At 72.1% G+C, this 16,641-nt stretch carries 14 protein-coding genes; 2 read left to right on the top strand and 12 right to left on the bottom strand.

Annotation, left to right across the window (positions count from 1 at the left end; translation table 11 throughout):
* Positions 1 to 3: 3 nt before the first annotated feature.
* The 8 genes from IPJ95_08810 to IPJ95_08775 all read right to left on the bottom strand — a co-directional run bounded on the left by IPJ95_08810 (position 4) and on the right by IPJ95_08775 (position 7,971).
* The gene (locus IPJ95_08810) at positions 4 to 897 is read right to left on the bottom strand and encodes a hypothetical protein (protein ID MBK7923718.1); all 894 of its coding nucleotides are present in this window, start codon (positions 895 to 897) and stop codon (positions 4 to 6) included.
* Positions 894 to 1,601, bottom strand: a complete 708-nt coding sequence (locus IPJ95_08805) for a tetratricopeptide repeat protein (GenBank protein ID MBK7923717.1) — start codon at positions 1,599 to 1,601, stop codon at positions 894 to 896. The genes IPJ95_08810 and IPJ95_08805 overlap by 4 nt, the downstream gene beginning before the upstream one ends.
* The gene (locus IPJ95_08800; GenBank protein MBK7923716.1) at positions 1,588 to 2,553 is read right to left on the bottom strand and encodes an NAD-dependent epimerase/dehydratase family protein; all 966 of its coding nucleotides are present in this window, start codon (positions 2,551 to 2,553) and stop codon (positions 1,588 to 1,590) included. The genes IPJ95_08805 and IPJ95_08800 overlap by 14 nt, the downstream gene beginning before the upstream one ends.
* Positions 2,550 to 3,485 (bottom strand): SDR family oxidoreductase, encoded by a 936-nt coding sequence (locus IPJ95_08795; protein MBK7923715.1) that lies wholly within the window; start codon positions 3,483 to 3,485, stop codon positions 2,550 to 2,552. Before IPJ95_08795 ends, IPJ95_08800 begins: the two co-directional genes overlap by 4 nt.
* Positions 3,482 to 4,789: a UDP-glucose/GDP-mannose dehydrogenase family protein gene (locus tag IPJ95_08790; protein MBK7923714.1), complete on the bottom strand. Its 1,308-nt coding sequence runs from the start codon at positions 4,787 to 4,789 to the stop codon at positions 3,482 to 3,484. Before IPJ95_08790 ends, IPJ95_08795 begins: the two co-directional genes overlap by 4 nt.
* Positions 4,790 to 4,822: 33 nt before the next feature.
* Positions 4,823 to 5,944, bottom strand: a complete 1,122-nt coding sequence (locus IPJ95_08785) for a DegT/DnrJ/EryC1/StrS family aminotransferase (GenBank protein ID MBK7923713.1) — start codon at positions 5,942 to 5,944, stop codon at positions 4,823 to 4,825.
* Positions 5,945 to 6,045: 101 nt separating this feature from the next.
* Positions 6,046 to 6,636, bottom strand: a complete 591-nt coding sequence (locus tag IPJ95_08780) for an N-acetyltransferase (GenBank protein ID MBK7923712.1) — start codon at positions 6,634 to 6,636, stop codon at positions 6,046 to 6,048.
* Positions 6,637 to 6,690: 54 nt separating this feature from the next.
* Positions 6,691 to 7,971: a hypothetical protein gene (locus IPJ95_08775; protein MBK7923711.1), complete on the bottom strand. Its 1,281-nt coding sequence runs from the start codon at positions 7,969 to 7,971 to the stop codon at positions 6,691 to 6,693.
* Positions 7,972 to 8,114: 143 nt separating this feature from the next.
* On the opposite strand from IPJ95_08775, the gene IPJ95_08770 reads away from it, so the two are divergent.
* Together IPJ95_08770 and IPJ95_08765 are read left to right on the top strand one after the other, a co-directional pair.
* On the top strand, positions 8,115 to 9,752 hold the full coding sequence (locus IPJ95_08770; GenBank protein ID MBK7923710.1) for a HAMP domain-containing histidine kinase: 1,638 nt from the start codon (positions 8,115 to 8,117) through the stop codon (positions 9,750 to 9,752).
* Complete coding sequence (locus IPJ95_08765) at positions 9,749 to 10,435, top strand: response regulator transcription factor (GenBank protein MBK7923709.1); 687 nt, start codon at positions 9,749 to 9,751, stop codon at positions 10,433 to 10,435. Before IPJ95_08770 ends, IPJ95_08765 begins: the two co-directional genes overlap by 4 nt.
* A gap of 18 nt (positions 10,436 to 10,453) precedes the next feature.
* On the opposite strand, the gene murB is transcribed toward IPJ95_08765, so the two are convergent.
* The 4 genes from murB to IPJ95_08745 are packed head-to-tail and all read right to left on the bottom strand — an operon-like array spanning position 10,454 to position 16,569.
* On the bottom strand, positions 10,454 to 11,419 hold the full coding sequence (murB, locus tag IPJ95_08760; protein ID MBK7923708.1) for a UDP-N-acetylmuramate dehydrogenase: 966 nt from the start codon (positions 11,417 to 11,419) through the stop codon (positions 10,454 to 10,456).
* The gene (carB, locus tag IPJ95_08755) at positions 11,416 to 14,670 is read right to left on the bottom strand and encodes a carbamoyl-phosphate synthase large subunit (protein ID MBK7923707.1); all 3,255 of its coding nucleotides are present in this window, start codon (positions 14,668 to 14,670) and stop codon (positions 11,416 to 11,418) included. The genes murB and carB overlap by 4 nt, the downstream gene beginning before the upstream one ends.
* Positions 14,654 to 15,607 (bottom strand): GDP-mannose 4,6-dehydratase, encoded by a 954-nt coding sequence (locus IPJ95_08750; GenBank protein MBK7923706.1) that lies wholly within the window; start codon positions 15,605 to 15,607, stop codon positions 14,654 to 14,656. The genes carB and IPJ95_08750 overlap by 17 nt, the downstream gene beginning before the upstream one ends.
* The gene (locus tag IPJ95_08745; protein ID MBK7923705.1) at positions 15,604 to 16,569 is read right to left on the bottom strand and encodes a GDP-mannose 4,6-dehydratase; all 966 of its coding nucleotides are present in this window, start codon (positions 16,567 to 16,569) and stop codon (positions 15,604 to 15,606) included. The genes IPJ95_08750 and IPJ95_08745 overlap by 4 nt, the downstream gene beginning before the upstream one ends.
* Positions 16,570 to 16,641 lie beyond the last annotated feature (72 nt).

The following is a 16,641-nucleotide window of genomic DNA, read 5'->3' as shown; positions in this document are numbered from 1 at the left end:
ACGTCACTGGGAATCCGCGGGGGCCTGGGGCGCCCCGAGGCGGGTCAGGCGTTGCTCCGCCATGGCCACAATGGAATCACTGGCACCGCGGCGCATCGCGTCCTGGTAGGCGATCGCCGCGCCGAGTATGTCGCCCTGGGCCACCCGGGCATCACCGAGCCCGACCAGCGCCCGGCGGCCCCGCTCGGAGTCCGAATCTACCGCCACCACGCGCTGGAACCACTGGGCGGCGACCTGCGGCTCGCCGACGAGCAGGGCCTCGAGTCCGAGCTGGACCCCGCAGGCGCCGAGCCCGTCGGCCGCGCGCTGACGGACGGTCGCCTCCCGGGAGCGCCGCAAGGCGACCAGGTAGACGTCGGCGGCCTCGCTGCAGGCGGTGGTCTGCTGCAGGGCGGCGCCGTACATCACGAGCATCTGGTCCACCTGGGCGGCGTCTCCCGCTGCCGCGAGCGCCAGCGGCCCGATGCCCGCGGCTTCGGCCGGTTCGAGCTGCCCGCTGCGCACCAGCGCCACGGTCTGCCGCGCGCTCACCCGCTCCGGGGCGAGGCGGCGCAGCGCCTCCACCGCCTGGCGCAACGCGACGCCATCTTCGGACTGCTGTGCCGCGCGGGCCACCTGCTCGAGGCCCCGCGCGGCCTCGGTGGCGCGCGTCGGGTCGGCGCTGGCCATCCGCGAGTACGCCTCGGAGGCCTCGCGGAGGTCGGCGGACTTGAGGGCGGACGCGGCGAGCTTGGCCCAGACGCGGGCGTGGTCGTCATCCCGGGCGGCGGCGCGGTACTCCTCGAGCGCGGTGCCGTACTCCCCCTGGCCATACGCGGCGTCGCCCAGGCGCTCATGATCCGCGGCGGAGCCGACACAGCCCAGGCAGAGGACGAGCAGCGGGGCCCAGCCCTTCACTCGGTGGCCCGTTCCAGCATGGCAAGGTAGGCCTCGACCCGGGCGTTCTTGGGACGGGCGAGGAGGCACTCATGCCAGACCTGCTGGGCGCCGGCGGCATCACCGGAGAGGTAGCGGGCCAGCCCGAGGGAGGCGAGGGCGTCGACGAAGTTGGGCCGGTCCCGGACCACCCGTTCCAGCTCCTCCCGGGCGGAGAGCGCATCCCCGGCCTCGAGGAGGGCGCGGGCCAGCTTGTACCGGATGTCGGCGAAGTTGGGGCCCAAGGCCACGGCCGCCCGGTACTGCTCGATGGCCTGCGGGAGCGCCCCCGATTCAGCGTAGGCCGCGGCCAGCAGGGAGTGGTGGTTGGCCAGGTTGGCGGCCACGTGCGCCGGGAAGCCGGAGGGCAGCTTTTCGTTATGGTCGGCGGCGTGGCGGAACGCCTCCTCCGCCTCCACGGTCCGGCCCAGGTCGTTGAGCAGGATGCCCCGGTGGATGTGCGCCTCGATGTAGCGCGGATTCTGCTCGAGGGCCTGACCGAAGTGCTCCAGGGCACGCAGGGGCTGCCCGAGCAGGGCGTAGCAGAGGCCCAGCAGGTGGTGGCAGTCGGCGAAGGTGCGGCCCGAGTCGACCACCCCCTGCAGGAGGTGGATCGCGCCGTAGTAGTCCTGCAGCGCAAAGCGCTCGCGGGCCTGGTTGATCAGCGGTTCGTCACTGACGCGCATTGGTCTCCCGGTACCAGGCGACGAAACGGCGAATACCCTCAGGAAACGGCGTGGCCGGATGGTACCCCAGCACGCGGGCGGACTTGGCAAGATCGGCCGAGGTGAGCAGAACGTCCCCGGGCTGCCGGGGGGCCCGCTCGATCCGGGGGGTGACGCCCAGCGCCCCGGCGATCGTCTCGATCATGCGCCGCAGGGGGACCGCCTCGTTGCCCCCGAGGTTGAAGGGCTCCACCCCGACGGGGGCGGTGGCCGTCCAGTCCACGGCGGCGAGGACCCCCGCCACGATGTCATCAATATAGGTGTAGTCCCGCGCCTCCGTGCCCTCCCCGAACATCGTGATCGCCTCCCCCCGGGCCAGGCGGCCGGTGAACTTGTGGATGGCGAGGTCGGGACGCTGGCGGGGACCGTACACGGTGAAGAACCTGAGGGAGGCCACCCGGAGGCCGGCGTGGGGCGCCAGCGCCTCCAGCAGCAGCTCGCCGGCCCGCTTGGTGGCGGCATAGGGGCTGATCGGGTGGATGGCGGCGGCATCCTCCCGGAACGGGGCCGGCGTGTCGTCCCCATACACCGACGAGGAAGACCCGAACACGAAGCGGGTGACCCCCGCGGCCCGCGCGGCGTCGACCAGGGACTGGGTGCCCGCGATGTTGGCGCGGACATACCCCGCCGGGTCCTCGAGCGAGGGACGCACCCCGGCCTTGGCGGCCAGGTGCACCACCACCGAGGCCGGAGTGAGCAGCGCCCCGAGGGCAGCGGTGTCGAGCAGGTCGCGTTCCTGGAACTGGAAGCCGCGCATGGCGCGGGCGGTGGCGAGGTTCCGCTCCTTGACGGCCCGGGGGTAGAAGGGATCGAAGTTGTCGATCCCCACCACCTCGTCGCCGCGGCGCAGCAGGTGTTCCGCCAGGTGGGAGCCGATGAAGCCGGCGGCCCCCGTCAGCAGCACGCGGGTCATTGCCCGAGGTGGGTCCGGAAGTAGGCGATGGTGTGCCGGAGCCCCTCCTCGAGCGGGACCTTCGGCTCCCAGCCGAGCAGCGTGCGGGCCTTGGTGATGTCGGGCTGGCGCACCTTCGGGTCGTCCACCGGCAGCGGGCGGGACTCGATCGTCGAGGCGGAGCCGGTGATCGCGAGCACCTTCTCGGCCAGCTGGCGCACCGTGAACTCGATCGGGTTGCCGATGTTGGTCGGGTCGGTGTGGTTGCTCATGAAGAGCCTGTAGATGCCGTCGACCTCGTCGGAGACGTAGCAGAACGAGCGGGTCTGCTGTCCCTCGCCGTAGATCGTCAGCGGCTCGCCCTTGAGCGCCTGGACCACGAAGTTCGAGACCACCCGCCCGTCCCGGGCGCGCATCCGCGGCCCGTACGTGTTGAAGATCCGGATGATCCGGGTGTCGATGCCGTGGTAGCGGTGGTAGGCCATGGTCATGGCCTCGGCGAAGCGCTTGGCCTCGTCGTAGACCCCCCGCGGGCCCACCGGGTTCACGTGACCCCAGTAGCTCTCCGGCTGGGGATGCACCTGCGGGTCGCCGTAGACCTCGGAGGTGGAGGCCAGGAAGAACCGCGCGCCCTTGGCCTTGGCCAGCCCGAGGGCGTTGTGGGTGCCGAGGGACCCGACCTTGAGGGTCTGGATGGGGAGCTCGAGGTAGTCGATCGGGCTCGCCGGCGAGGCGAAGTGGAGCACACCGTCGAGCGGGCCGTCCACCTGGATGAAGCGGCTCACGTCGTGGAGGATGAACTGGAACTTCCGGTTCCCCTCGAGGTGGGCCAGGTTCTCGCGCGCCCCGGTGATCAGGTTGTCCATCCCGATCACCTCGTGGCCCTCGGCCAGGAAACGGTCGGTGAGGTGCGAGCCGAGGAACCCGGCGGCGCCGGTGATCAGGACTCTCATGAGACCTTCCGGCCGATGCCGTGGTAGGAGAAGCCGAGCGCGCGCATGCGCACCGGGTCATACAGGTTGCGCCCGTCCACCACCAGTGGCTGCCGGAGCAGCGACTTGACCCGGTCGAAGTCCGGGTTCCGGTACACCAGCCACTCGGTGACGATGGCCAGGGCGTCGGCGCCGTGCGCCGCGCTGTAGGGGTCGGCGGCGTACATCACCCGGTCGCCGAAGACCTCGCGCGCGGTCTCCATGGCCTTGGGGTCGTGGGCCTGCACCCGGGCCCCGGCCGCGAGCAGCCCCTCCACCAGCGGAATCGACGGGCTCTCGCGCATGTCGTCGGTCTCGGCCTTGAACGCCAGGCCCCAGAGGGCCACGGTGCGTCCCGCGAGCTGGCCTCCGAAGGCGGACCGCAGCTTCTCGAGCAGCACCATTTTCTGCTTGTCATTGACGCGCTCGACCGCGTCGAGCACCTCGAAGTGCAGCCCGACCTCGGCGCCGGTCTTGATCAGCGCCTTGACGTCCTTGGGGAAGCAGCTGCCGCCGTAGCCGGGGCCCGGGAAGAGGAACGCCGGCCCGATGCGCCGGTCGGTGCCGATCCCCTTCCGCACGCTGTTGACGTCGGCGCCCACCCGCTCGCAGAACATCGCGATCTGGTTCATGAAGCTGATGCGCGTCGCGAGCATGGCGTTGGCGGCGTACTTGGTCACCTCCGCCGAGGGGATGTCCATGAACAGCACCGGGTTGCCGGTCCGCACGAACGGCTCGTAGAGCTCGGCCATGATCTCGCGGGCGGCGTCCTGGTCCACACCGACGACGATCCGGTCCGGCTTCATGAAGTCGTCGATGGCCGCGCCTTCCTTGAGGAACTCCGGGTTGGAGCAGACGTAGAACGTGCCCTGGGTCTCGGCGGCCACGGCGCTCCGCACCTTCTCGGCGGTGCCCACCGGAACGGTCGACTTTGTGACCACCACCTTGGGACCGTTGAGGTGACGGCCGATGGTTCGCGCCACCGCGAGCACGTGCTGCAGGTCGGCGGACCCATCCTCGCCTGGCGGGGTGCCGACCGCGATGAACACCACCCGGGCCTCTTCCACCGCCTTGCCCACGTCCGTGGTGAATGTCAGGCGGCGGTCCGCCTGGTTGCGCCGGACCATCTCCTCGAGGCCGGGCTCGTAGATCGGGATGTCGTTCTGCTTGAGCCGCTCGATTTTCCGCGCGTCGATGTCCGCGCAGACCACCTCATTCCCCGTCTCGGCCAGGCAGGCCCCGGTGACCAGACCGACGTACCCGCTCCCGACGACCGCGACTTTCATCCGCACACCCCCGAACGCATGTGGACCCGCCACTCACGCCTGACGATAGAATCCCGACACCGCGGCGACCACCGCGTCCTGCTGGGCGTCCGTGAGCTCCGGGTAGATGGGGAGCGACAGCACCGAGGCCATCGCCGCCTCCGTGACCGGCAGGCTGCCCCGGCGGTACCCGAGGGACGCGAAGCAGGGCTGCAGGTGCAGCGCCAGCGGATAGTAGACGGCACAGCCGATGCCCTGCGCCTTGAGGTGCTCGACCAGCGCGTCGCGCCGGTCCGCCCGCACCGTGTACTGGTGGAAGATGTGCTCGTTCCCCGCCTCGACCCGCGGGGCGCAGATGGCGGGCAGCCCCGCGAAGGCGGCGGTGTACCGCGCCGCCCGGGCCCGCCGCGCGGCGCTCCACCCGGCCAGGTGCGGCAGCTTGGCCAGCAGCACCGCCGCCTGCAGGGTATCCAGCCGGCTGTTGTAGCCCACTTCCTCGTGGTGGTACTGCTTGGCGCCGCCGTGGGTGCGCAGCCGCCGCAGCCGCGTCGCGAGGGCATCGTCCTGGGTGACCATCATCCCGGCGTCGCCCCAGGCCCCGAGGTTCTTGCTCGGGAAGAACGAGAACGCCCCCACGTAGCCGAGTTCCCCCGCCAGGCGCCAGGCGCCACCGACCTGCCGCCGGGCCCCGATGGCCTGGGCCGCGTCCTCGATGAGGGAGAGCCCGTGCCGCGCGGCGATGGCCCCGAGCGCCTCCATGTCGGCCATCTGCCCGAACAGGTGCACCACCACGATGGCGCGGGTGCGCGGCGTGATCGCCGCCTCGACCGCGGCCGGCGCGAGGTTGAAGCTCGACGGCTCGATGTCGGCGAAGACCGGGATGCCCCCGGCGTTGTGGATGGTCCCGGCGGTGGCAAAGAACGTGAAGGCCGGGCAGATCACCTCGTCGCCGGGCGCCAGGTCGAGGGTCCGGAGCGCGAGCAGCAGCGCGTCGGTGCCGCTGGCGCAGGCGATCCCGTGCCGCGCCGCGGAGAGCGCCGCTACCTGCTGCTCCAGCCGCGCGACCTCCTCCCCCAGGATGAACTGCTGCCGCTCCACCACCCCCATCAGGAGGGGCAGCACGTCATCCTTGATCGCCCGGTACTGGGCGACGAGGTCGAGCAGCGGCACGTTCACGCGAGACTCCGGGGGTCGGATGGATCGCCGGGGGCAGGGTGGCACCACCCGGTGGCGCCCCCGCCGGGGAGCAATATCAGGGCCAGCGAAGGCCCCGGAACCTAGCGGGCGTCCCGGGGAGGGTCAATCAGGCTAAGTGCGCCCTGGTCTTCACGATAGCTCGCGCCGCAGCCGCTGCAGGACGCCCCCCTGTCGCGCACATGCAACCGTTCCCCGCACTGGCACATCCAGCCCACCCGTCGCGCCGGCACCCCGACCATCAGGGCGTAGGCCGGGACATCGCTGGTCACCACCGCCCCGGCGCCCACGAAGGCGTATTCCCCGAGGGTCACGCCGCAGACGATGGTGGCATTGGCACCGATCGACGTGCCGCGACGGACCAGGGTGACCCGGTACTCGTGCTTGCGGGAGATGTGGGAGCGGGGGTTGTTCACGTTGGTGAAGACGCAGCTCGGACCGCAGAAGACGTCGTCCTCGAGCGTGACCCCCTCGTAGATCGAGACGTTGTTCTGGATCTTCACGTTGTTGCCGATCCGGGTCCCCGGCATCACCACCACGTTCTGGCCGAGGTTGCAGCGCTCGCCGATCACGGCGCCCGGCATCACGTGGCTGAAATGCCAGATCTTCGTCCCGGCGCCGACGGTGGCGCCGGCATCGACGTAGCTCGACTCGTGGACGAAATGGTCTGCCATCGCGCGAAGGCCTTGTTGGGTTCGCGCGAAAGATAGACGGGCAGGGGCGGGGGGCTACTGGGGCCGGAGCGGCAGGCGGAGCAGGATGGGCGGAGGCCAGCCGGTCCCGGGGAGGGGGGCACCGGCGTCGTCGTAGTTGGCCCAGGGGCTGTTGGCCACATAGACCAGCGCGCCCCCCGTCAGCACGCCCAGGGTAGGCTCGGTCGCGAGGGGCAGGTGGCGATCGAGCACCTCCAGGCGCGCCACGCGCTCCCCGGCGGCGTCGAGCGTGAGCGCCACCACGCGCGGTGGCGCCAGGCCATTCTGCAGCGCCACCAGCCGCCCCGGCGCGGCGAGGACGAGTCCGTCCAGCCCGAGCAGCGTCCCCACCCCATCGAGGGGCACGGTGCGCACCCGGCCGGAGGCGAGGTCCACGACCTGCAGGCCGTGCGACCAGTCGGCCACGTAGAGCCGCGCACCGTCCGGCGCCAGCGCGAGGCCCTGGGGGCTGCGGAGCAGCGGGTCGCCGCGGATCACGGCCTCGAGGGCCGGCGCGCCCGGCCGCAGCCGGTGGATGGCCTGGCCCACGTCATCGGAGAGATAGACGGTGCCATCGGGGCCGAGGGTGAGGTCGCCCAGGCCGGCCCCGGCGGCATCGACCCGGCGCTGGAGCGTCCCGGTGGCCAGGTCATAGGCGTAGAGCGCCGAGCGGCCGGCGTCGGCCGCGGTGTACCCCTCCTGGTTGGGGAGGGCCCGGGAGGCCAGCCAGAGGACGCCGGCCATGGAGTCCACCCCCAGGCCGATGACCGCATCGAGCCCGTCCTGGCCCGGGCGCAGGAACGGCACGGTCCGCCCCTGCAGGTCCACCGCCACGACCTGCCGCCTCCGGATGCTCGACACCAGGAACCGCTGCCGTGCCCCGTCCCACGCAATGCCCTCCGGATGGAACAAGGTGTCCGGCAGGGTGGCCTGCACACGGCTCCGTGCCAGCGGCGCCACGCCCGCCTGCATGCGCGCCTGAAGGGCCGCATACCCGGGGGCCCCGGCGAGCGCCGCGTGCAGGGGGTCGCGGTCCGTCCAGCCGGCCCCGAGGGCGATCACGGTGTCGAGTTCGCGGAACGCCAGTTCAGCCCGCCCGGCCCGCGCCGCGAACCGCGCCAGCGTCAGCCGGTAGGCCACCTGCGTGGGCCAAGCGCGCACCGCCAACTCCGCGGCACCGAGCGCCGCGGCGGTGTCCCCGGCGCGGAGCGCCGCGTTCGCGGCGCGCAGATGGGCGCGGGCCGCCTGGGCGGAATCGGCCGCCTGGGCCGCCAGGAGCCCGGGGCACAACAACACGAACAGGATCGCGTGGCGCATGCACAGCTCCTGGAGGTCTACCGGTCGAGGATTGTCCCGGAGCATAGCGGCAGGGCCGTCTCGTCGGGTTCGGCGGGGGTCCGGGCGGTGTTCGGATCTGGTAAGGCGCCCTCCCGCGGGAGCGCCCGCGGTATCTTCCGCGCATGGCTCCCGCCTCCCTGCCGCGCCATGACCGGCGCGCCGCACAGCTGCTCGGTCTCGGCGTCGCGGCCGCCATCGCGCTGGCGGCAGTAGCCGCCCACGGCGCCTGGCGGGCGGCGGAGCGCCATCGCCGCGCCGCGGAGGCCGCGGTGCACAGCCAGGTGACGCTCCTCGCCGCGGCGATCGCCAACAGCGTCCAGGTGCAGGCCTGGTTCGCCATCCGCACCCTGCTCAAGGCCAGCCATGATGCCGCGACGGCCGGCCCCCTGCCCGACCTCCAACGCCTCGTGGCCCGCGCGGAGCGCGAGGCGATCGGCCCCGGGTTCACGCTGCTCGCGCCCACCCGCGCCTTCACCGTCAGCGCCGATGGGCGCTGGACGACGGTCGGTCGCCCGCTCGATGGCGCCACCCGGACGGCCCGGCAAACGCTCCTGGCCGAGCGGATCCGCCGCGGCGCCGCGGACGGTGCCTCGTGGGGCCCCGGGGTCAGCGGCCCCGGCACGACCGTGGCCGCCCGCTTCCTGTACCTGGTGGCGGACGCCGGCGAGCAGGCCACGCTCCTTGTGGCCGCGCCGCTGGATGCCCAGGGACGGTGGCATGGGTTCGAGGTGCCCCTGGCCCAGTTCCAGGCGCGGATCCTGGCTGGCGTGGCCCGGTCGTACGCCGTCGCGGTACCGGGAGACAGCAGCGCCACACTCCGCCTCCGGATCACGAGCCCCGCCGGCGAACAGCTCTACCAGAGCGACCCGCCCCCCGCCCCGCCGTACCTGGCCGAGGCCCACATGGGCGGGAGCCTTGCGGCGCTGGTCGAGGTCTCGCTCCCGCCGGGGGCCGCCGAGCGGCTGGTGGATGGCGGGCTCCCGACCTCCCCGCGGGCGTGGATTCTCGGGGGCTTCCTGTTGCTCACCCTGCTCATCCTCGGCATCGGGGTGGCGGCCTGGCGCACCTGGCGACTCGGCCGGCAGCAGGCGGACTTCGCGAGCAGCGTCACCCACGAGCTCCGCACGCCGCTCACCCAGATCCAGCTCTTCGCGGAGACGCTGCAACTGGACCGGGCGCGGAGCCCGGAGGCCCGCCGGGGCGCGCTCGAGGCGATCGTGCGGGAAACCCGCCGCCTGGTGCAGATGCTGGAGAACGTGCTGGCCGTCTCGCGGGTGGGCCGCCCCTCCGAGCGCCTGTACTTCCGGGAGGAGCGGATCGACCTGCTGCTCCAGGAGGTGATGGCGGGCTTCGGGCCGCTGCTGCGGCAGCGCGGCATCACGCCCGTGGTGGACGCCGCGACGCCACTGCCCTTCCCCGCCGACGGCGAGGCGCTGCGCCGGATCCTCATCAACCTGGTGGACAACGCCATCCGGCACGCGCCGGGGGGCCGCGCCATCACCGTCCGCGCCGCCCGCGAGGGTGACGGCCTCCGGCTGAGCGTCGAGGACGAGGGCGCGGGCGTGCCCGAGGGCGACCTGGCGCGGCTGTGGCGGCCCTTCGAGCGGGGAGCGGCGACCGGCGGCAGCGGGCTCGGCCTGGCGGTGGTGCGTCGCCTGGTGGACCTGCACGGCGGCGCGGTGCGGGTGGAACGCGGCGCTGCCCGGGGCGCGCGCTTCGTCGTGACCCTGCCACGCCCGGCCGCAGGGGCGGCGGCATGACCCGTGTGCTGGTGGTCGAGGATGATCCCGGCATCGGGGAGGGGCTGCGGCTCAACCTTGAACTCGAGGGCTATGCGGTCCGCATCGCCACCACAGGCCCCGAGGGACTGGACCTGGCCCGCCGCTGGCAGCCAGCGCTGGTGGTGCTCGACCTCATGCTCCCCCTGCTCGACGGCATGCAGGTGCTGCGGACGCTGCGGGAGGAGGGCCACGACGTCCCGGTGCTGATCCTCTCCGCCCGGGGCGACGAGGCCGACCGGTTGCGGGGTTTCCGGCTCGGCGCCGACGACTACGTGGTCAAGCCCTTCTCCCTGCCCGAGTTGCTGGCGCGCGTGGCTGCCATGCTCCGCCGCGCGGGTCGCAGTGGGGGTACGGCGCACGAGCGGTGGGAATTCGCCGGCATCGTGGTCGACGCCGGGACCCACGAGGTCCGCCGCGACGGGCAGCCGGTGGCGCTTCGACCCCGCGAGTTCGACCTGCTCGTCGCCCTGCTCCGGCGGGAGGGGCGCGTGGCCACCCGGACTGAACTGCTGGAGGAAGTGTGGCGTTACGAGGCCGACGTGGTGTCCCGCACCGTCGACGTGCACGTCGTGGAGCTGCGGCGCAAGCTGGAGCCTGACCCGGCGCGCCCGCGGCACCTGCTGACAGTGCGGAAGACGGGATATCGCCTGGTCCCCGGGTAAGGCCGGGAGAGCGGTGGCCTAGGACAGCGCGGGCTCGAAGCTCCCATCCGGCCGGACCATCTTCACCTCGGTTTCCAGCTCCACCCCGAACTGCTCCCGCACCGTCCGCCGTGCCAGTGCAATCAGTCCGCGCACGTCGGCGGCACTCGCGCCGCCGGTGTTCACGAAGTAGTTGGCGTGCATCGGCGACACTTCCGCCCCGCCCACGCGAGTGCCCTTGAGTCCCGCCGCCTCGATCAGCTGACCCGCCGAGCGGGGCGCGTCCGGCCGCTTCCAGCCCGGCCCCCCCGGGTTCTTGAAGACGCTGCCGCAGCAGGGCTGGTTGAAGGGCGTACCCTCCTGCCTCCAGCGGAAGAGCTCCGCCACCTCCGCCTCGATCGCGGACCGGTCGGTGGCCTCGAGGCGGACGGTCGCCGTGAGCACCACGAGCCCGGTGAGCCCGCTGTGCCGGTACCGGAAGGGAATCTCCCCGCGCGGGATCACCCGGTCCACACCGCTGGCGTCCACGGCGAGCACCGACTCGACCACCTCGGCCCACTCGCCGCCGTGGCAGCCGGCGTTCATGTAGACGCCGCCCCCGACGGTGCCGGGGACGCCCACGAAGCGGTGCAGCCCCGCGAAGCCGGCCTCGGCGGTCTTCCGGGCGGCCAGCGGCTGCGGCAGGCCGGCGCCGGCGCGCCAGCGCCCGTCCCCGAGGGGCTCCAGGCGGTCGAGCCCCCGGCCGAGGCGGATCACCAGCGCGTCGAGGCCTTCATCGGGGAGGAGCAGGTTGGAGCCGAGCCCGAGGGCGAACCACGGAACCCCGTGGGCCGCGGCGCACTGCAGCGCGGCGCCCACGTCCTCGGGCCGCTGCGGGAGGAGGACGGTGGCCGGTCCGCCGATGCGGTAGGTGGTGTAGCGCGCGAGGCCTTCGGCTTCCCGCACCTCGCCCCCCACCCGCGCGCGGAGGGCGGCGATGAAGGCCGGGGTGCGGGCGGAACTCATGTCGTCTCGCGCGACTTCCGGGCGATCTCGTGCCATTCCTGCAGCGAGCAGACGGTGCGTTCCCGGCTCTTGAGCGCGATGATCGCGTCGCAGGCCGCCGACGCCGCCGACATCGTGGTGGTGTACGGCACCCGGTGGGCCAGGGCCGCGGCGCGGATGGTGTAGTCATCCTGCTGGGTCAGCTTGCCGAGCGGGGTGTTGATCAGCAGGCGGATCTGCCCGGAGACCAGCAGGTCGATCGCGTTGGGCCGCCCCTCGTACACCTTGAGCACCCGTTCGGCGGGGATGCCGCGCACCCGGAGGTGCCGCGCGGTGCCGTCGGTAGCGTAGATGCGGAAGCCGAGCTCGTGCAGTCGCCGTGCGATGGGCACCACGGTGACCTTGTCGTGGTCGTTCACCGTGACGAAGACGCCGCCCTCGAGGGGCAGCGGGCCATCGGCGGCGTGCTGGGCCTTGGCGTACGCCATTCCGAACGACTCCGCGATCCCCATCACCTCGCCGGTGGAGCGCATCTCCGGGCCAAGGATGAGGTCCACCCCGTGGAGCTTGTTGAAGGGGAAGACCGCCTCCTTCACCGCCACGTACGGCTGGTCCACGCTGTCCTGCAGGCCGAGCTCGTCGAGGGTCTTGCCGGCCATGACCGCGGCGGCCAGGCTGGCGAACGGCACCCCGGTGGTCTTGGAGACGAACGGCACGGTGCGCGAGGCGCGCGGGTTCACCTCGAGCACGTACACCACACCATCCTTGATGGCGTACTGCACGTTGATGAGCCCCACCACCCCCAGCTTCGCCGCGAAGGCCCGGGTGTAGCGCTTCATCTGCTCCACCTGCGCCTCGGAGATCAGGTAGGGCGGCAGCACGCAGGCGGAGTCGCCGGAGTGAATGCCGGCATCCTCGATGTGCTGCATCACCCCGCCGATCACGCAGCGGTGGCCGTCGGCCAGGGCATCGACGTCGGCCTCGAAGGCATCCTCGAGGAAGCGGTCGATCAGCACCGGGTGGCCGGGCGCCACCCGGGTGGCGCGGCCGAAGTAGTCGCGCAGCGACGGCTCGTCGTAGACGATCTCCATCCCCCGCCCGCCCAGCACATAGGAAGGCCGCACCAGGCAGGGGTAGCCCACCTGGCCGGCCACCCGCACCGCCTCGTCGAGCGACATCGCGGTCCCGGCCGGCGGCTGGGTGACGTCGAGCTCCCGGGCCAGCGCCTCGAAGCGCTTGCGGTCCTCGGCGGCATCGATGTTGTCGGGGGAGGTGCCCAGGATCTTCACCCCGGCGGCCTCGAGCCCGCGGGCCAGCTTGAGCGGCGTCTGCCCGCCCAGCTGCACCACCACGCCGAGCGGCTGCTCCACGTGCACGATCTCCAGCACGTCCTCGAGCGTGAGCGGCTCGAAGTAGAGGGTATCGGAGATGTCGTAGTCGGTGGAGACGGTCTCGGGGTTGGAGTTCACCATCACGGTGCGGAAGCCCAGCTCCCGGAAGGCCAGGGTGGCGCGGACGCAGCAGTAGTCGAACTCGACACCCTGCCCGATGCGGTTGGGACCGCTGCCCAGGATGATCACGGTCTTCTCGCCGCGGGCCCGGGCCTCGTTCTCCTCGTCGTAGCAGGAGTACAGGTACGGGGTCTGCGAGGGAAACTCCCCGGCGCAGGTGTCGACCGTCTTGAAGACCGGCCGGACGCCCAGGGCGTGCCGCCGGGCCCGGACGTCGGACTCCCGGGTCCCGCGGAGGTCGGCGAGCTGCCGGTCCGAAAAGCCGAACTGCTTCATGCGGCGCAGCTGGTCCTTCTCCGCCGCGCCCTCCGGCCGCCGCTCCGCGTAGTCGCGCTCGGCCTCGATCAGCTCCAGCATCTGGTCGAGGAACCAGGGGTCGATGCCGGTGCGGTCGGCGACCTCCTCGATGGTGACCCCCATGAGCATCGCCCGCTTGACCTGGTAGATCCGTTCCGCGGTCGGGGTGCGGATCGCGGCCTTCACCGCCTCGAGCGAGGTGTCCGTCAGCCGGTCGTCGATCGGGGCCTTCCCCACCTCCCAGCCGGAGCGGTCCGCCTCGAGCGCGCGGAAACCCTTCTGGAACGCCTCCTTGAAGGTGCGCCCGATGGCCATCGCCTCGCCCACCGCCTTCATCTGGGTGCCGAGCCTGGGGTCGGCGGTGGGGAATTTCTCGAAGGCAAAGCGGGGGATCTTCACCACCACGTAGTCGAGCACCGGCTCGAAGCTGGCCGGGGTGGTCTTGGTGATGTCGTTCGGCAGCTCGTCCAGCGTGTACCCGACCGCCACCTTGGCCCCGATGCGGGCGATGGGGAACCCGGTGGCCTTCGAGGCGAGGGCCGAGGAGCGCGACACCCGGGGGTTCATCTCGATCACCAGCTGCTCGCCCGTGGTGGGGCAGACGGCGAACTGGATGTTGCAGCCGCCGGCGGCGACGCCCACCTCCCGGATGATCTTGATCGCCCCGTCCCGCATCGTCTGGTACTCGCGGTCGGTCAGCGTCATCGCCGGCGCCACGGTGATCGAGTCGCCGGTGTGGACGCCCATCGGGTCGAGGTTCTCGATCGAGCAGACGATCACCACGTTGTCCTTGCCGTCGCGCATCACCTCGAGCTCGAACTCCTTCCACCCGATGATGCTCCGCTCCACCAGCACCGAGCCCACCGGCGAGAGCTCCAGGCCCCGCTCCACGATCGCGATGAACTCGTCGCGGTTGTAGGCGATGCCGCCGCCGGTGCCGCCCAGCGTGAACGAGGGCCGGATGATCGCCGGGTAGCCGGTGTCGGCCACCGCCTCCAGCCCCTCCTCCAGCGAGCGGATGGTGCGGCCCCGCGGCGTGGCCAGGCCGATCCGCTGCATGGCGCGGGCGAACTCCTCGCGGTCCTCCGCCACCCGGATGGCCCGCTCGTTGGCGCCGATCAGCTCCACGTTGTACTTGGCGAGCGTCCCGTCCTTGTGCAGCGCCATCGCCACGTTGAGCGCGGTCTGGCCGCCCATGGTGGGCAGCAGGGCGTCGGGGCGCTCCCGCTCGATGACCCGGGCCACCCACTCCGGGGTGACCGGCTCGATGTAGGTCCGGTCCGCCACCTCAGGATCGGTCATGATCGTGGCAGGGTTCGAATTGACCAGGATGACCCGGTAGCCCTCCTCCTTGAGCGCGCGCACCGCCTGCGTGCCCGAGTAGTCGAACTCGGCGCCCTGGCCGATCACGATCGGGCCGGAGCCGAGCAGGAGGATGGAGCGAAGGTCAGTCCGTTTGGGCATTGACGACGTCCTGGAGGGTCTGGGCGAAGGAGAGCTGGGGCGTCCACCCGGTGTCGGCCGTGAGACGACGGGCGTCCCCGACCAGGTGCGGAATGTCCGCCGTGCGAGTGAGCTGCGGGTCGACCTGGGGCGTGGCGTGCACCCCCAGCAGGCCGGCCAGGTCGGTAAAGATGCTGCCGAGGCTGCGGCCCTGCCCCGAGGCGATGTTGTAGGCCTGGCCCGGCGTCCCCTGGAGCAGCAGCGCCAGGTACGCCCGCACCACGTCGCGAACATCAAGGAAGTCGCGCACCGGCTCCAGGTTCCCGGTCTTGACCGTGGCGGCCCCGATGCGGCGCGCGGCCGCGAGCCGGCGCGCAAAGGCGGGCACCACGTAGTTCTCGGTCTGGCCGGGCCCGGTGTGGGGAAACGACCGGGCAATCACCACGTGCAGCCCGGTGCGCCGCGCCACCTCGAGCGCGGCCACCTCCGCCCCGACCTTGCTCGAAGCGTACGGCGAGACCGGCTGCAGCGGGTCCTCCTCCGTCCGCAGGCGTCCCATCGTGCCGTGGCCGTACACCTCGGCCGTGGAGACGAGCAGGAACCGGGGCTCTCCCGCCCCTTCGTGACGCCGCTGTCCGAGGGCATCAGCCAGGCGGGCGGTGCCGGCCGCATTCACCTCCCACGCCAGGCCGGGATCGCGCCGCGCCTCCGCGCCGGAAGCGAGGGCCGCGAGGTGGATCACCGCGTCGGGCAGCTCCTCGACCGCGGCCCGCACCGAGACCCCGTCCGAGAGCTCGAGCGGCAGCCAGCGCACCCGTAGCCGCTCCGCGGCGGAGAGGAAGTCCGGCGGCGCCTCGCCGGGAAGCCGGGTGCCGAGCACCTCATGCCCGGCCGCCACCAGGGCGGGCACCAGCCACCGCCCCACGAAGCCCCCGGCCCCTGTCACCAGGATCTTCATTTCCCCGCGCCGAGGAGCGCCAGGTCGGCGTCCACCATCATGGTCACCAGCCGCCGGAAGTCCACCGTGGGCGACCACCCCAGGTCCCGGCGCGCCAGGCCGGGGTCGGCCAGCAGGACATCCACCTCGGCCGGGCGCAGGAACTTCGGGTCGGTCGTGACGTACTGCTGCCAGTCGAGCCCCAAATGGCCGAAGGCGATCTCGACCAGTTCGCGTACGGTGTGGGTCTCGCCGCTGCCGATCACGTAGTCCCGCGGCTCGGGCCGCTGCAGCATGCGCCACATCGCGTCGACATAGTCCCCCGCGAAGCCCCAGTCCCGCCGGGCATCGAGGTTGCCGAGCTTGAGCTCCGTGGCGCGGCCCAGCTTGATGCGCGCCGCGCCGTCGGTGACCTTCCGGGTCACGAACTCGATCCCGCGCCGGGGCGACTCGTGGTTGAAGAGGATCCCGCTCACGGCGTAGAGGCCGTAGCTCTCCCGGTAGTTGACCGTGATCCAGTGACCGTAGCACTTGGCCACGCCGTAGGGCGACCGGGGATAGAACGGGGTGGACTCCCGCTGCGGCGTTTCCATGGCCCGGCCGAACATCTCGGAGCTCGAGGCCTGGTAGAACCGGGCCCCGGGCCAGGCCAGGCGGATGGCCTCGAGGATGCGGGTCACGCCGAGGGCGGTGAACTCGCCGGTCAGGACGGGCTGGGACCAGGAGGTTGGCACATACGACTGGGCCGCGAGATTGTAGACCTCGTCCGGCTGCGTCTCGCCGATGACGGTGGTCAGGGAGTGCTGGTCAAGGAGGTCTGCCGGGAGGATCGTCACCCGCTCCAGCAGGTGCTCGATCCGCTCGTAGCTGTGGTGGCTGGTGCGGCGGACCACCCCCACGACCTCATAGCCCTTGGCCAGGAGCAGCTCGGCGAGGTAGGACCCATCCTGGCCGGTGATACCGGTAATCAGTGCCCGCGGCATGGTGGCGGGACCCTCCGGAGTTGTGCCAAGCGATTCAGGCGGTTATACTTGTGGGCTCTTTCAGCCGCCACA

The sequence above is a fragment of the Gemmatimonadota bacterium genome (assembly GCA_016713785.1).
Classification (GTDB): Bacteria; Gemmatimonadota; Gemmatimonadetes; order Gemmatimonadales; family GWC2-71-9; genus JADJOM01.
This window is presented reverse-complemented; position numbering and strand designations above follow the sequence as displayed.